The sequence below is a fragment of the Blastococcus sp. SYSU DS1021 genome (genome assembly GCF_054050995.1).
Genome location: NZ_JBJHAL010000014.1, coordinates 1 through 14,599, shown reverse-complemented (window position 1 = coordinate 14,599; position 14,599 = coordinate 1). Strand labels below are relative to the sequence as shown.

Sequence of the window (14,599 nt, the reverse complement as noted above, 5' to 3'; positions counted from 1 at the left end):
CAGCGAGGAGCCCGACCGCGATGACCGCCGCCGACCGTCCGGTCCTCGTCGTCGACAACTTCGACAGTTTCGTCTACAACCTCGTGCAGTACCTCGGGCAGCTCGGTGTGCGCTGCGTGGTGCGGCGCAACGACGCGGTGACCGTCGACGAGCTGCCCGACCTGGACGTCGCCGGTGTGCTCCTCTCCCCAGGCCCCGGCGCCCCGGTCGATGCCGGCGTGACCGTGCCGATGGTCCGGGCCGCCGCCGAGCAGGGCACCCCCGTCCTCGGGGTCTGTCTCGGGCACCAGGCCATCGCCGAGGCGTTCGGTGCGGAGATCGTGCGGGCCCCGGAGCTGCTGCACGGCAAGACCAGCCAGGTGGTGCACGAGGGCCACGGCGTCCTCGCCGGTCTGCCGTCGCCGTTCACCGCGACCCGGTACCACTCCCTGGCCGTCGACCCCGCCACGGTGCCGGACGAGCTGGAGGTCACCGGGCACACGCCTTCGGGCCTGGTGATGGCGCTGCGGCACCGGGAGCTGCCCATCGAGGGCGTCCAGTTCCACCCCGAGTCGGTGCTCACCGAGGGGGGGCACCGGATGCTCGCGACGTGGCTCGCCGCCTGCGGTCTGGCGCCCGAGGAGGACGTGGTGGCCGCCGCCACGGCGAGCGCCGAGCGGCTGAGCTCCGCCACCGCCTGAGCCACGTACGCGAGCAGGGCCCCTCCCGGTGGGAGGGGCCCTGCTCGGCGTCCGGGTGGCTGGTCGCGCTAGCCGCCGGTCTCGTCGTCCTCCGGGTCCTGCGTGTCCGGCGTCTCCGGCTGTGTGGGCGGAACGGACGGGGTGGTCGTGGTGGTGGGCGTGGCCGGCTGCTCCGGCGGCGTGGGGACGGCCACGCGGAGCGTGATGGTGTCCCCCGAGCCGACGTCCTGCCCGGCCGACGGGTCGGTCTCGACGACGGTGCCCTGCGGGACGTCGTCGCGCTCGACGTTCTGGATCTCGATCTGCCCGGCGCTGAAGCCGGCCTCCTGCAGGAGGGCCCGCGCCTGCGTCTCGGTCCGGTTGACGACGTCGGGCAGCTCGATGGTGCCGGTGGAGACGCTCAGCGTGATGACGGCATCCGGGTTCGCCTGGCTGGACTCGGCGGGGCTCACCGCGGCCACCCGGCCCTCGTCGTACTCGATGGAGTCGACCTGCCGGCTGGAGATGTTGGTGAACCCGGCCTGCTCCAGGTTGGCGCGCGCCTGGTCCTCGGTGAGGCCGACGACGTTCGGCACCAGGATGGTGTCGGGCCCGGCGCTGACGACCAGGTCGACCGGGGTCTCCGCATCCACCCGCGCACCGCTGGGCGGGGTGCTCGACACGACCTGCCCTTCGGGAACGGTGGCGCTCGCCTCGGTCGTGACGTCGCCGACGGCGAGCCCGGCCTCGGTGATCCGCTGTTCGGCCGTGGCCTGGTCCAGCCCGGCGAACGCGGGCACGGTCACCTGCGCGACCGGCGGCGCCTCGTCGTCCTGGGTCAGGGCCACGGCCGCGGCGATCACGCCACCGAGAAGGAGCACGGCGAGCACCGAGACGATCGCGATGATCCGGCGCTTGCGGCGCCGATCGCCGTCGTCGTCCCAGTCGTCGTCGCCGTGGCCGCTGGCGTAGGCGCCCACGGGTGCGCCGATGATGGCGGTCTTCTCGGCGTCGCCCATGACCGGCGTCGCCTCGACCCGCTGCCCGGCGAGCGCCCGGAGCAGGTCGTTGCGCATCTCGGCGGCCGACTGGTACCGGTTGGCCGGGTTCTTGCTCATCGCCTTGAGCAGGATCGCGTCCAGCTCCGGGGGCACGTCGGGGTTGATCGACGACGGCAGGCGGGGGTCCTCGCGCACGTGCTGGTAGGCCACCGACACCGGCGAGTCACCGGTGAACGGCGGTGCCCCGGTGACGAGCTCGTAGAGGAGGCAGCCCAGCGAGTAGACGTCGGACCGGGCGTCCACGCCCTCGCCGCGCGCCTGCTCGGGGGAGAGGTATTGGGCGGTCCCTATCACCGCAGCCGTGGAGGTCATCGTGGCCGCGGAGTCCGACACGGCCCGGGCGATGCCGAAGTCCATGACCTTGACCGTGCCCTGCGGGGTGATCATGACGTTCCCGGGTTTCACGTCCCGGTGCACGATGCCGTTGCGGTGGCTGAAGTCCAGTGCGCCGCTGATGTCCGCGGCGAGGCTCATGGCCCGCTCGATCGGCAGCCGGCCCTCCCGCCGGAGGACGTCGCGCAGGGTCTCGCCCTCCACGTACTCCATGACGATGTACGGGGTGGCGCCGCTGGGCGTGCGGTCCTCGCCGGTGTCGTAGACGGCGACGATCGCCGGGTGGTTGAGGGAGGCCGAGGCCTGGGCCTCGCGGCGGAAACGCACCTGGAACGAGGGGTCGCGGGCCAGGTCGTGGCGCAGCACCTTGACCGCCACCTCGCGGCCGAGGCGCAGGTCGCGGCCGTGGTGCACCTCGGCCATGCCACCGCGGCCCAGGACTCCGCCGATCTCGTAGCGCTCACCGAGCACCTGCGGCGTGGTCATCGACGGTCCTCTCGGGCGGTTCCGTGCGGCCTGCGCGGCCCGGTGGTGCGGAGCGTGCCCGCGGCGATCTGCGCCGCGGACTGCTGGCCGTCGGCGAGCCTAACCGCAGAACGCCCCGCGATCCGGGATCCGAGTGCCGAGCTGGTCACTGTCCGTCACCCTGGGTCGGCGCGGCGCTCGCTCCGGCATCGGTCTCCGGCGCGGGCGGTTCGGTGGTCGTCGGCGGCGGGGGTGCCGTGGTCGTCGGAGCAGGCGTGCCGCCGGCGGGGGGCGTCGTGGTCGTCGACGAGCTCGTCGCGCTCGTCGATGTCTCCTCCGCAGGATCGGTCGTCCCCGTCGGGGCCGTGGTGGTCGGCGGCGCCGTGGTCGTCGGGGTCGCCGTCTCCTCGCCCTCGTCGCCCTCGTCGCCCTCGTCGGCCTCGTCGCCCTCGTTGCCCTCCCCGGCGGCGGGGTCGTACTCGTCGGGGGAGTAGTAGAGCGTGACCGGGGTGTCCGGGGTCGCCTCGACGCCGGACGGATCGATGCCTGCGACGTCGCCCTCGTCCAGGGCCTGGCCGAGGGCGGTCAGCAGCCCCGCGCTGGCCTCCTGCTGCGAGACCGACGTGAATCCGGCCTCCCGCAGCTCCTCCTCCACCTCGTCGGCGTCCCGGCCGATGTACCGGGCCGGGTCCAGCAGGATCCCGGCGGGCTCGGCGCTGGTGGTCGGTGCGCCGGTGGTGGGGGCGGCGTCCTCGTTGCCGGGATCGGCTCCCGTACGGGACAGCAGCACGTACGTGGTGCCGGCCACCAGCAGCAGGACCACGACGGCCGCGGCCAGCCAGGCCCAGCGCCGGTTGCCGCCCCGGGCGGGAGGTCCGTCGCCGGCCGTCCAGTCGTCGTCGTCGTCCGGAGCAGCGTGCAGGGGCGGCATCGGACGGCCAGCGGTGGCCGGCGACACCGCGGGCATGCCGGCGGCCGGCGTGGCGAAGACCTGGGTGTGTCCGTCGCCGACGTCCACGATCTGCGTCGGGGCGGTCGCCGGGGCGACCACGGAGGCGGCGAGGGAGTCGCCGGCGGCGACGCGGCGGACCGCCTCGGCGAACGCGCCGCCGTCGGTGAACCGGTCGGCCGGGTCCTTCGCCAGGGCGCGCTCGACGAGCAGGCGGACCGCCGGCGGGATGTCCCCCGGCAGCGGGGGCGGCGGCCGGTTGATGTGCGCCAGCGCGATCGCCACCTGGGAGGCGCCGTCGAACGGCCGGGCGCCGGAGAGGCACTCGAAGCCGACGACGCCGAGCGAGTAGACGTCGGAGGCGGCGGTCACCTCCATGCCCTGGGCCTGCTCGGGGGAGAGGTACTGCGCGGTGCCGACCACCATGCCGGTGCGGGTGAGCGGTGCGGCGTCCCGGGCCTGGGCGATGCCGAAGTCGGTCAGCTTCACCACGCCGTCGGGCCGGACGATCAGGTTGCCGGGCTTGATGTCGCGGTGCACCACGCCGGCCCGGTGGGCGGCGGAGAGGCCGTCCGCGGCCTGGCCGAGCACGTGCAGCGTCCAGTCGACGGGCAGCCGGCCCTCCTCGTGGAGGATCGTCACCAGGGGCTGGCCCTCGACGTACTCCATGACCAGGAACGCCAGGGTCTGCACGCCGCTGTCGTCGGTCGTCTCGCCGTAGTCGTAGACCGAGGCGATGTTGGGGTGGGACAGGGCCGCGGTGTGCCGAGCCTCGTTGCGGAAGCGGGCCAGGAAGCTCGGGTCGTTGGTGTACTCGCTCTTGAGCACCTTGGCGGCCACGATGCGGTCGAGCACCTGGTCGCGGGCCTTCCACACCTCCCCCATGCCGCCGGTGGCGATGGGCGCGGTGATCTCGTAGCGACCGGCCAGCAGGCTCCCGATGCCGAGTGCCATCAGCCCCGCCCCTCGAACCAGGCCGCCATGACGTCGCGGGCGATGGGGGCGGAGACGTCGCCGCCGGTACCGCCGCCGTTGGCCACGAACACGGCGACGGCGATCTGCGGGTCGTCGGCGGGCGCGAAGCCCATGAACCAGTTGTGGTCGGGCACGCCCTCGCGCACCTGCGCGGTGCCGGTCTTGCCGGCGACCTCGATGCCGGAGAGGCGGGCGGCCCGCCCCGAGCCGCGGGCGACGACGCTGACCATCATCTCGGTGAGCTGGTCGGCGACGGTCGCCGAGATGGGCTCGCGGAGCTCCTCCGGGTCGGTCGAGTCGATGACGGTGAGGTCGGGCGCGCGCAGCTCGTCGATCAGGTAGGGCTTCATCTGCACGCCGTCGTTGGCCACGGTGGCTGCCAGCATGGCCGCCTGGAGCACCGTCATGCGCACGTTGCGCTGGCCGATGGACGCCTGGGCCAGGGCGGCGTCGTCGGGGATCTCACCGACGGTGCTCGCCGCGACCTCCAGGGGGATCTGCAGGCCCTGGTCGTCCAGCCCGAACGCCTCCGCCATCTCGCGCACCTGCTCCTCGCCGAGATCGAGGCCGAGCTGGGCGAAGGCGGTGTTGCAGGAGATCGTCAGCGCATCGGTGAGCGACTGCTCGCCACTGGGGCTGCACGCCGAGCCGCCGAAGTTGGGGATCACCCGGGTGCTGTTCGGGAGGGGCAGCTCGCGGGGGGCCGGCACGACGGACTCGGGGGCCAGCCCCTCCTGCAGGGCGGCCGCCGCGACGATCACCTTGAACAGCGACCCGGGCGGGTAGTTGTCCGCGATCGAGCGGTTCACCCGGGGGTCCGGATCCTGCGAGGTGATGGCCTCCATGTTCTCGCGGATGGCCTGGGGATCGTGGCCGGACACCAGGCCCGGGTCGTAGGTGGGCGTGCTCGCCATCCCGAGGATCGCGCCGGTCCGCGGGTCGAGGGCGACGACACCACCGGTGACACCCTCCAGGCCTGCCATGGCAGCCGCCTGGACGGCGGGGTCGAGGGTGAGGACGACGTCGCCGCCGGCCGGGTCGCGCCCGGTGAACAGGTCGGCGATGCGCCGGACGAACAGCCGGTCGTCCTCCCCGGAGAGCACGTCGTTCATGACCTTCTCCAGGTACCGGTTGCCGTACACCAGCGAGTGGTACCCGGTGACCGGCGCGTACATCGGCCCCTGCGGATAGGTGCGCAGGTACTCCAGCCGGCCGTCGGTGGGCACGGACATCGCGACCTCGGTGCCCGCCACGATGATCGAACCGCGTTCCCGGTCGTAGGACTCGGCGATCACCCGGGTGTTGCGGGTGTCGCTCCGGAGATCGTCCGAGCGGACCACCTGGATGACGTTGACGTTGACGATCAGCAGCGTGAACAGCACCAGCACGCTGATCGCCACCCGCCGCAGCGGCGCGTTCACGGGGTCACCACCTCGGTCGGGGCGTCCCCGAGCCGCACCGGGGCGGCGTGCTGCGTCGCCGGGCGGCGCGCGGCGTCGCTGATCCGGACCAGCAGCGCGACGAGCACGAAGTTCGCCACGAGCGACGATCCGCCGTAGGCCAGGAACGGCGTGGTGAGCCCGGTCAGCGGGAGCAGCCCGGTGACCCCGCCCAGCACGACGAACACCTGCCAGGCGATGGCGAACGCCAGCCCGGTGGCCAGCAGCTTGCCGAAGGCGTCGCGGACGACGAGCGAGGTGCGCAGGCCGCGCTCGACCAGGATCAGGTACACCACGATGACGGCGACCAGCCCGAAGAGGCCGAGTTCCTCGCCGACGGCGGCAGCGATGAAGTCGCTCTTGGCCACCGGCACCTGGTCGGGGCGCCCGCCGCCGAGGCCGGCGCCGAACAGCCCCCCCGTGCCGAGGCCGAACAACGACTGCATCAGCTGGTACCCGGCGCCGTCGTAGTGGGCGGACGGGTCCAGCCAGGTGTTAACGCGGGCCTGCACGTGGCTGAAGATCTGGTAGGCGATGAACGCGCCGCCGGCGAACAGGCCCAGGCCGATGAACAGCCAGCTGGCGCGCTCGGTGGCGACGTAGAGCATCACCACGAAGATGCCGAACAGCAGCAGCGAGCTGCCCAGGTCGCGCTCGAAGACGAGCACCAGGATGGAGACGATCCAGGCGAGCAGCACCGGGCCCAGGTCGCGGCCGCGGGGCAGTTCGATACCGGCGACCTTGCGGCTGGCCAGCGCCAGCACGTCGCGCTTGTCCACCAGGTAGGCGGCGAAGAAGACGACGAGGCAGATCTTGGCGAACTCGCCCGGCTGGATGGAGAAGCCGGCCACCCGGATCCAGATCTTGGCGCCGTTGACCTCCGAGATCGACGCCGGCAGCACGGCCGGGATGGCCAGCAGCACCAGCCCGATCAGCGCCAGCGTGTAGGCGAACCGGGAGAGGATCCGGTGGTCGCGGACGACGACGAGGACGGCCACGAAGAGCGCGACGCCCAGGGTCGCCCACACCAGCTGCACGGGTGCGTCCTCGCGGGTGACCGTGCTGCCGACCTGCCCGGCCGCCAGGTCGAGGCGGTGGATCACGGCCAGGCCGAGGCCCACGAGCAGGGCGACGGCCGGGAGCAGCAGCGGATCGGCGTAGGCCGCCCACCGGCGGACGACGAGGTGCGCGACCACCCACAGCGCGGTGATCCACACGCTGAAGCCGGCCATCTCCGGGCGCAGTTCGCCGGTGACCGTGAGGTCGACGATCGCCTGCGCCGCGACGGTGATGAGGACGGCGAAGGCGAGCAGCAACGCCTCGGTGCCCCGCCGGGTGGGCGTCTCGGCCGCGGCGGTACGCGGGTCGGTGACGGGTCCGGGCATCAGTCGGCCTCCCGGCAGTCCACCCCCGGCACGGGCGACGTCGTCGTCCGCGCCGGCGACGGCACGCTCGTCGGCTCCTCCGCGGGTGCCTCGGGGAGGGCGGGCTCCCCGGGCGCCGGTTCCTGGGCGGTCGTCGGTGCGGCGGCCGGCGGCACCGCCGGCTCCTCCGTGGGCGAGGCGGTGCCGCTGTCGGCGGTGCGGCACAGCGGCAGCCGCTGGTCGGTCAGCGCGGAGACGATCCGCTCGGCGTCCTCGGAGTCGTCGGCGGTGATGGTGTCGAGGACGCGGTTGCGCGCGGCCGGGGTCAGGTCGCTGAGCGCGAGGTCGGTGCCCCGGTCCAGGCGGGAGAGGTCCATCCCGAGCAGCGAGGCGTCCAGCCCGCGGAAGACGGCCACCTGCCGGTCGTCACCGGAGCCGTTCACGCCCACGAACCAGTGGTTGAGCGCCCACACGTACGTACCGATCGCCCCGGCCACCAGCACGGTGAGAAGGGCCCCCGCCACCAGGAGGATGCGCATCGGGCGGCGGCGGGCGGAGGGGCCGCCGCCCGTCGGCAGTGTGGGCGGCGGCGGGGGAGCAGCGGCCTGGTCGGCGAGCGCGGCTCGGCCGGCGGCCGAGCGCGGGTCCACCTCGCGCTGGCCGATGTTGTCGCCGGCCGCGCCGTCCACGACCGGGTCGAACCGGCCGTTGCCACCGGTGTCCTCGAGGACGTCGGCGACGATCACGGTGATGTTGTCCGGGCCGCCGCTGCGCAGCGCCAGCTCGATCAGCCGGTCGGCGGTGGCCTCCGGGTCGGGGTCCTTGAGCGCCTCGGCCAGGGTCTCCTCGCTGACGACGCCGGACAGGCCGTCGGAGCACAGCAGGTAGCGGTCGCCCGCGCGCGCCTCGCGCATCGAGAGGTCGGGCTCGACCTCCTGGCCGTTGAGGGCGCGCAGCAGGAGGGACCGCTGCGGGTGCGTGCTCGCCTCCTCCTCGGTGATCCGGCCGTCGTCGATCAGGCTCTGCACGAAGGTGTCGTCGTGGGTGATCTGGGTGAACTCACCGTCGCGCAGCAGGTAGGCCCGGGTGTCACCGACGTGGCACAGGGCGAGCCGGCCGCCGGCGAACAGGATGGCGGTGAGCGTGGTGCCCATGCCCTCGAGCTGCGGCGACTCGCGGATGACCTCGCGCAGGTGCTCGCTGCCCTCGTGCACGGCGGACCGCATCGACTGCAGCATGTCGCCGCTCGGCGTGTCCTCGTCGAGGTGCTCGAGGGCGGCGATCACCACCTTGCTGGCGACGTCGCCGGCGGCGTGGCCGCCCATGCCGTCGGCCACGGCCAGCAGCCGGGGCCCGGCGTAGACCGAGTCCTGGTTGTTGCCGCGGATGAGGCCGCGGTCGGAGCGCGCGGCGTAGCGGAGGACCAACGTCACGAACGCAGCTCCAGTGCGGTCTGGCCGATGCGGATCGGCTGGCCGGGGGCGACCTGCAGCGGGCCCTGCACGCGCTGCTGGTCCAGGTAGGTGCCGTTGGTCGAACCCAGGTCCTCGACGTACCACTGGCCGCCCCGGTTGGTCAGGCGGGCGTGCCGGGAGCTGGCGAAGTCGTCGGTTAGGACCAGGGTCGAGTCGTCGGCCCGGCCGATGAGGATGGGTTGGTCACCGAGGGTGATCTTGGTGCCGGTGAGCGGCCCGGCGGTGACCACCAGGGACTTGGGACCGCGGTGGCCGCGCTTCTTCGGCGTGGCCGAGCGGGGCGGCACGGTGGCGACGCGACCCGGACGCCCGCCGAACAGGTCGGCGCGCACCACGCGGAACGCGGCGAAGATGAACAGCCACAGCAGCAGGAGGAAGCCGAAGCGGAAGATCTGCACTACGAGTTCGGTCACGGCCGCACCCCGGCAGACACCTGCCCGGCATCGCGGCGGGAGGTCTGCTCCCGGATGCCGGATTCTCCTGACCGCACGGAGCCGGTCACGCCCCGTCCTGCCGGTAGACGAGGACGGAGTGACCGATGCGGATGACGTCGCCGTCGCTGAGCGGCTGGCGGCTGACGCGCCGGCCGTTGACCAGCGTGCCGTTGGTCGACCCGAGGTCCTCCACCGTGGCGACGTCGCCGTCGAGGACGACGTCGACGTGCTTGCGGCTGACGCCGGTGTCGGGGATGCGGATGTCCGCCTCGGTGCCCCGGCCGATGACGTTGCGGCCGGTGGAGAGCTCGTGCCGCGTGCCCGGGCCGTCGACGACCAGCACGTGGGTCATCGTCGTGCGGGAGCCCGCGCGGCCGAGCACCGAGGGGTTCTGCTTCCCGGTGTCGGTGGCCATCCGCCCGCGCAGCGGCGGGAGCGGAGGCAGCGGGGGGTGGCCGGCGACCGGGGCGGAGGCCAGCGGCGGCGCGTCGGCCCGGACCGGTGGGCGCGCGGGGTCGGCGACCTGCGAGCTGACCTCGAAGACGCCGGTGGTCAGCTCGTCGTCCCGCTCCAGCGCGACGGTGACCTTGTCGAAGACCTGGTAGCCCTCGTCCTCGATGTGCTCGGTGACCATGTCGGCGAGCTCTCCGGCCAGCTGGTCGGACCACTGGCCCAGGTGCTCGAAGTCGGTCTCCCCGAGGCGGACGACGTAGACGTTGGGCGCCAGCACCCGGCCCTCGCCGAGGATGGAGCGCTGCTCGTCGGCCTCGCGCTGGAGCGCCTTGGCGATCTCGGCGGGGTGGACCTTGCCCTTGAAGAGGCGCGCGAAGGCGAGGCCGACCATCCCCTCGAGCCGGCGCTCGAAGCGCTGCAGCACACCCACAGTCGCTCCCTTGCGCTCGCCGGACGTCCCACTCTGCCACCCGTGATCGTAGCCGGGCCGGGCGCGCATGACCGCCCAGGAAGACGCGACGCCCCGCACGTCGTCCGCGGGGCGAGCGGTCTCGGAACCCCCCGGCGGCGGTGGGCGTGCCAGCTGATACTGTTCTCCCTCGCCAGGGCAAGTGGCGGAATGGCAGACGCGCACGGTTCAGGTCCGTGTGTCCGAAAGGACGTGGGGGTTCAACTCCCCCCTTGCCCACTCCAGACCGGGAATTCCCCGGTCCCTCCAGATGGCCGGGACCCCGTCCCGCGCCGTCGACGGCAGGCCACACCGGCCACCGCACCGCCGCCATCCGCGCGCCCACCCGGGCACCTGGGCGCTCCACCCGAAGGCCGCGCCGCACAGCGCCGGTGGCGGTGCCGCCGCCGAGGTGCCGGCCCCGTCGTGCACATCTCCGACCGCACGCCGCGGCTGTCACGTGACGGCGCTGTCCGGCACGCGCACGCACCGCGCATCGACGCGCAGAACCGGGTCAACCTCGGCGAGGCGCTGGGCGCACTGGGCTGGACGCCGCAGACCCTGCTCGTCGCCTCCCGGGAGAACGGGCACGTTGTCATCCGCGCCGCCGCCGACAGCCCGCTGCTGACCCGGGTGCCCGTCGACGTCCACCGCCGGCTGACCCTGCCGCCGGCCGTGCTCGTCGCCCTGGGACACGGAGCGGTGCCGACGCGACGGCGGCACGATCGGCCCACCGGCCGGCGTCACCGGCTGAATCGTGAGCTGAGCAGGGTCGGGGAAATACCCCGGCGGGGTATAGGGTTGACGGCGGTGCAGGGCCGCCGCGCTGCCACTCACCCGTCTTCCGCGGGATTCGGCTGCCGGTCGGTGGAGCAGCGCGAGGCAGAGGAGACGGTCATGTCAGATCCGACGACCCGCCCGGGCCGCCACACGGGGCAGACGGACGCGGCAGCGCCCGGCCACCACCACCACCACGACCCCGGCCACGGGCCGACGCACGGACAGGGACTGCCGGTCGCTCCCGGCGACAGCCACCTGGGCGTGGAGGACCCGCTGCGCGCCGTCGCCGGCTCCGCCCCCGACGGCCATGGCGACCGCGCGGTGCACGGCGGGCATGAAGACCACGGCGGCCGGGGGGACCACGGCGGTCACGCGGCGCACGGCGGGCACGCCGGTCACGGCGGTCACGGCGGTCACGGCGGTCACCACGTGGCGATGTTCCGCCGGCTGTTCTGGATTATGCTGGCGCTGGCGGTGCCGACGGTGCTGTTCAGTGGCATGTTCGCCGACATCGTCGGCTACCCGCTGCCCGACGTCCCCGGTCTGACCTGGGTGTCCCCGGTCCTGGGCACGGTCATCTTCGTCTGGGGCGGGCTGCCTTTCCTCACCGGCGCGGTCGGGGAGATCCGGACCCGCAGGCCCGGGATGATGCTGCTCATCGGCATGGCCATCACCGTGGCGTTCATCGCCTCCTGGGGTGCCACGGTCGGCTCGCTCTCCCACGAGCTGGACTTCTGGTGGGAGCTGGCGCTGCTGATCGTGATCATGCTGCTCGGGCACTGGCTGGAGATGCGCTCCCTGGCCCAGACCTCCTCGGCGCTGGACTCGCTGGCCGCGCTGCTGCCCGACGAGGCGGAGAAGGTCGTCGGCGACCAGGTGGTCACCGTGCCGCCGGCCGAGCTGGCCGTCGGTGACGTGGTCGTCATCCGTCCGGGTGGGCGGGTGCCGGCCGACGGCGAGGTGATCGAGGGCACCGCCGACGTGGACGAGTCGATGATCACCGGAGAGTCCAAGCCGGTCCGCCGCGGGGTCGGCGACACCGTGGTGGCCGGCACGGTGGCCACGGACACCGCCATCCGGGTGCGGGTGACCGCGGTCGGGGATGACACCGCGCTGGCCGGCATCCAGCGGCTGGTCGCCGAGGCGCAGTCCTCCACCACGCGCGCGCAGCTGCTGGCCGACCGGGCGGCCGGCTGGTTGTTCTGGTTCGCCGTGGCCGCCGCGGGGATCACCGCCGTCGTGTGGAGCCTCTACGGCGCGCCGGACAGCGCGCTGGTTCGGGTGATCACGGTGCTGGTCATCGCGTGCCCGCACGCCCTGGGCCTGGCGATCCCGCTGGTGGTGTCCATCTCGACCGAGCGGGCCGCGCGCGGCGGCGTGCTGGTCAAGGACCGCGGGGCGATGGAGCGGATGCGCACCGTCGACACCGTGCTCTTCGACAAGACCGGCACCCTCACCAAGGGCGAGCCGGCGGTCAACCACATCGCCGGGGTCGGCCGGACCGAGGACGAGGTCCTGGCGCTGGCCGCCGCCGCGGAGACCGACAGCGAGCACCCGCTGGCGCGTGCGATCGTCGCCGCCGCCCGGCAGCGGAATCTTCCCGTGTCCCCGGCGACGGAGTTCCGCGCGTCGGCCGCGGTCGGGGTCACCGCCACCGTCGAAGGGCACACCGTCGCCGTCGGCGGCCCGCACATGCTCACCGAGCACGGCCTGACCCCGCTGCCCGACACCCGGGCCTGGGCAGAGGAGGGCGCGACGGTGCTGCACGTGCTCGTCGACGGGCACGTCGTCGGGGCGCTGGCCCTGGCCGACGAGATCCGGCCGGCGTCCCGGGAGGCGGTCGCCGCGCTGCACGCGCTCGGCATCGACGTGGTCATGATCACCGGTGACGCCGAGCCGGTCGCCCGCGCGGTGGCTGCGGAGCTCGGCATCGACCAGGTGTTCGCCGGGGTGCGCCCCGAGGACAAGGCCGAGAAGGTCGCCGCCCTGCAGCAACAGGGCCGGGCGGTGGCCATGGTCGGCGACGGGGTGAACGATGCCCCGAGCCTGGCCCGCGCCGATGTGGGCCTGGCGATCGGTGCAGGCACCGACGTCGCGATCGGGTCCGCCGGGATCATCCTGGCCTCCTCCGACCCGCGTGCGGTGGTGTCGGTGATCCGGCTGTCGCGGGCCAGCTACCGCAAGATGCAGGAGAACCTCTGGGCCGGCGCCGGCTACAACCTGATCGCGGTCCCGCTGGCCGCCGGGGTGCTCGCCCCGATCGGCTTCGTCCTGCCGATGGAGGTCGGTGCGCTGCTGATGAGCCTGTCCACCGTCGTCGTGGCGTCCAACGCCCAGCTGCTGCGGCGGCTGGACCTGCGCCCGGAGGCCAGCGTCGCCGAGGTCACCACCGGCCCGGCGGCCCCGGCCCGGCGCTCTGGGGCGGCCGCGGAGCCGACCGCCGCCGGCCGGCACTGACCGACCCGGTCGCCGTAGCCTCGCTCAGGAGGGGGTGGGCATGGCGGCACGAGTTTGGACAGCGCTGCTGCTGCTGGCCGCCGTCTTTGCGATGCACGGCCTGCAGTGCACCGCCGTCGGGACCGGGCACACAGCCGGTCCCGACGGCGCCGCGGTCGCCGCAGCCCCCACCGGGGTGCTCGAGGGCGGCCTGCGCACCGGCGCGGTGAGCCACGGCCTCGATGCGCACAGCACCGTCCACGACACCGCCGCGATGGTCGCCGCCGCCCCGCTGGCCGGCCTGCTCGCCGCCGACCACGGCAGCGCGCCGGCCGGAGCGGTCGGGCACCTGTGGGCGCTGTGCCTGGCGGTGCTCGCCGCCGGGCTGGCGGTGCTGGTCGCCCTGCTGCTGCCCCGCCTGCTGACGCTCCTACCGGCGGCGTGGGCGCGGCTGCGCACGCACGCCTCCGCGGGCCTGGCACCGCTGCGCCCGCCGGACCTGCACGCCCTCTGCCTGCTGCGGATCTAGGCCGACCGCCTGCACCGCCCCGCCCTCAGCGACCGGACTGGCCCGGCGGCGGTGTACGCGCACGTCCACCGGCCCAGTTCCGCAGTTCCAGGAGAGACCCACCATGACCCGCACCACCGCACGCCTGACCGGCCTCACGGCCGCCCTGCTCGCCGGCGCATTCGTCCTCGCCGGCTGCGCCGACGACGACACCGACGCCGTCGGGCACGGCTCGATGATGAACGGCAGCAGCTCCTCGGCCGACTCCTCGGCCGACTCCTCGGCCGTGCAGGCCGAGTTCAACGACGCCGACGTCGCCTTCGCCCGAGGCATGATTCCGCACCACCGGCAGGCGATCGCCATGGCCGAGCTGGCCGAAGGGCGGGCAGCCGATCCCCGCGTGCTCGACCTGGCCACCCGCATCCAGGCCGCGCAGGACCCCGAGATCGAGACGATGTCCGGCTGGCTGGAGGACTGGGACGCCGACGGCGGCCACATGGACCACGGCATGGGGGGCGGCATGGGCGGCATGGATCACGGCGAGGGCGGGATGATGTCCGAGGGCGACATGCACGCGCTGATGTCCGCCACCGGCCCGGAGTTCGACCGCCTGTTCCTCGAGCAGATGATCGTGCACCACCAGGGCGCGGTGGAGATGGCGGCCGAGCACTCCGCGAACGGCCGCAACAAGGAGGCCCTCGAGCTGGCCCAGTCCATCCGCGACAGCCAGAACGCCGAGATCGCCGAGATGCAGCAGCTGCTCACCGAGCTCGGCGGCTGACCCGGCCGCGGCGGGGCGGGCCCCACCGGCCCGCCCCGC

Annotated in this window: 11 protein-coding genes and 1 tRNA gene; 5 read left to right on the top strand and 7 right to left on the bottom strand. The window is 73.8% G+C overall.

Annotation, left to right across the window (positions count from 1 at the left end):
• Nucleotides 1-20 precede the first annotated feature (20 nt).
• Nucleotides 21-680, top strand: coding sequence for an aminodeoxychorismate/anthranilate synthase component II (locus ACI8AP_RS11990; RefSeq protein ID WP_456589573.1), 660 nt, complete (start codon nt 21-23; stop codon nt 678-680).
• A gap of 68 nt (nt 681-748) precedes the next feature.
• On the opposite strand, the gene pknB is transcribed toward ACI8AP_RS11990, so the two are convergent.
• The 7 genes from pknB to ACI8AP_RS11955 form a co-directional block, all read right to left on the bottom strand.
• Nucleotides 749-2,539, bottom strand: a complete 1,791-nt coding sequence (pknB, locus tag ACI8AP_RS11985) for a Stk1 family PASTA domain-containing Ser/Thr kinase (RefSeq protein ID WP_456589572.1) — start codon at nt 2,537-2,539, stop codon at nt 749-751.
• A 145-nt stretch (nt 2,540-2,684) separates the two neighbouring features.
• Nucleotides 2,685-4,421: a protein kinase domain-containing protein gene (locus tag ACI8AP_RS11980; protein ID WP_456589571.1), complete on the bottom strand. Its 1,737-nt coding sequence runs from the start codon at nt 4,419-4,421 to the stop codon at nt 2,685-2,687.
• A complete protein-coding gene (locus ACI8AP_RS11975) occupies nt 4,421-5,863 on the bottom strand; it encodes a peptidoglycan D,D-transpeptidase FtsI family protein (RefSeq protein WP_456589570.1) in 1,443 nt (480 codons plus the stop codon). The genes ACI8AP_RS11980 and ACI8AP_RS11975 overlap by 1 nt, the downstream gene beginning before the upstream one ends.
• Nucleotides 5,860-7,266 (bottom strand): FtsW/RodA/SpoVE family cell cycle protein, encoded by a 1,407-nt coding sequence (locus ACI8AP_RS11970; RefSeq protein ID WP_456589569.1) that lies wholly within the window; start codon nt 7,264-7,266, stop codon nt 5,860-5,862. Before ACI8AP_RS11970 ends, ACI8AP_RS11975 begins: the two co-directional genes overlap by 4 nt.
• On the bottom strand, nt 7,266-8,678 hold the full coding sequence (locus ACI8AP_RS11965) for a PP2C family protein-serine/threonine phosphatase (RefSeq protein ID WP_456589568.1): 1,413 nt from the start codon (nt 8,676-8,678) through the stop codon (nt 7,266-7,268). The genes ACI8AP_RS11970 and ACI8AP_RS11965 overlap by 1 nt, the downstream gene beginning before the upstream one ends.
• On the bottom strand, nt 8,675-9,133 hold the full coding sequence (locus tag ACI8AP_RS11960; protein WP_456589567.1) for an FHA domain-containing protein FhaB/FipA: 459 nt from the start codon (nt 9,131-9,133) through the stop codon (nt 8,675-8,677). Before ACI8AP_RS11960 ends, ACI8AP_RS11965 begins: the two co-directional genes overlap by 4 nt.
• A gap of 85 nt (nt 9,134-9,218) precedes the next feature.
• Nucleotides 9,219-10,037 carry an FhaA domain-containing protein gene (locus tag ACI8AP_RS11955; RefSeq protein ID WP_456589566.1) on the bottom strand — a complete coding sequence of 273 codons (819 nt, stop codon included), beginning with the start codon at nt 10,035-10,037 and terminating at the stop codon, nt 9,219-9,221.
• Nucleotides 10,038-10,212: 175 nt separating this feature from the next.
• On the opposite strand from ACI8AP_RS11955, the gene ACI8AP_RS11950 reads away from it, so the two are divergent.
• From ACI8AP_RS11950 to ACI8AP_RS11935, 4 genes are all read left to right on the top strand, one after another.
• Nucleotides 10,213-10,295: transfer RNA gene (locus ACI8AP_RS11950), tRNA-Leu, on the top strand.
• A gap of 186 nt (nt 10,296-10,481) precedes the next feature.
• Complete coding sequence (locus ACI8AP_RS11945) at nt 10,482-13,292, top strand: heavy metal translocating P-type ATPase (protein ID WP_456589565.1); 2,811 nt, start codon at nt 10,482-10,484, stop codon at nt 13,290-13,292.
• Between the two features lie 40 nt (nt 13,293-13,332).
• Entirely contained in the window at nt 13,333-13,800 is a 468-nt protein-coding gene (locus ACI8AP_RS11940; RefSeq protein ID WP_456589564.1) for a hypothetical protein, read from the top strand.
• 103 nt (nt 13,801-13,903) lie between these two features.
• Nucleotides 13,904-14,560: a DUF305 domain-containing protein gene (locus ACI8AP_RS11935; protein ID WP_456589563.1), complete on the top strand. Its 657-nt coding sequence runs from the start codon at nt 13,904-13,906 to the stop codon at nt 14,558-14,560.
• Nucleotides 14,561-14,599: the final 39 nt, after the last annotated feature.

Coding starts and splice junctions, on each gene's coding strand:
- ACI8AP_RS11935 (WP_456589563.1), top strand. CDS start 13,904: ATGACCCGCACCACCGCACGCCTGACCGGCCTCACGGCCGCCCTGCTC.
- pknB (WP_456589572.1), bottom strand. CDS start 2,539: ATGACCACGCCGCAGGTGCTCGGTGAGCGCTACGAGATCGGCGGAGTC.
- ACI8AP_RS11970 (WP_456589569.1), bottom strand. CDS start 7,266: ATGCCCGGACCCGTCACCGACCCGCGTACCGCCGCGGCCGAGACGCCC.
- ACI8AP_RS11980 (WP_456589571.1), bottom strand. CDS start 4,421: ATGGCACTCGGCATCGGGAGCCTGCTGGCCGGTCGCTACGAGATCACC.
- ACI8AP_RS11990 (WP_456589573.1), top strand. CDS start 21: ATGACCGCCGCCGACCGTCCGGTCCTCGTCGTCGACAACTTCGACAGT.
- ACI8AP_RS11940 (WP_456589564.1), top strand. CDS start 13,333: ATGGCGGCACGAGTTTGGACAGCGCTGCTGCTGCTGGCCGCCGTCTTT.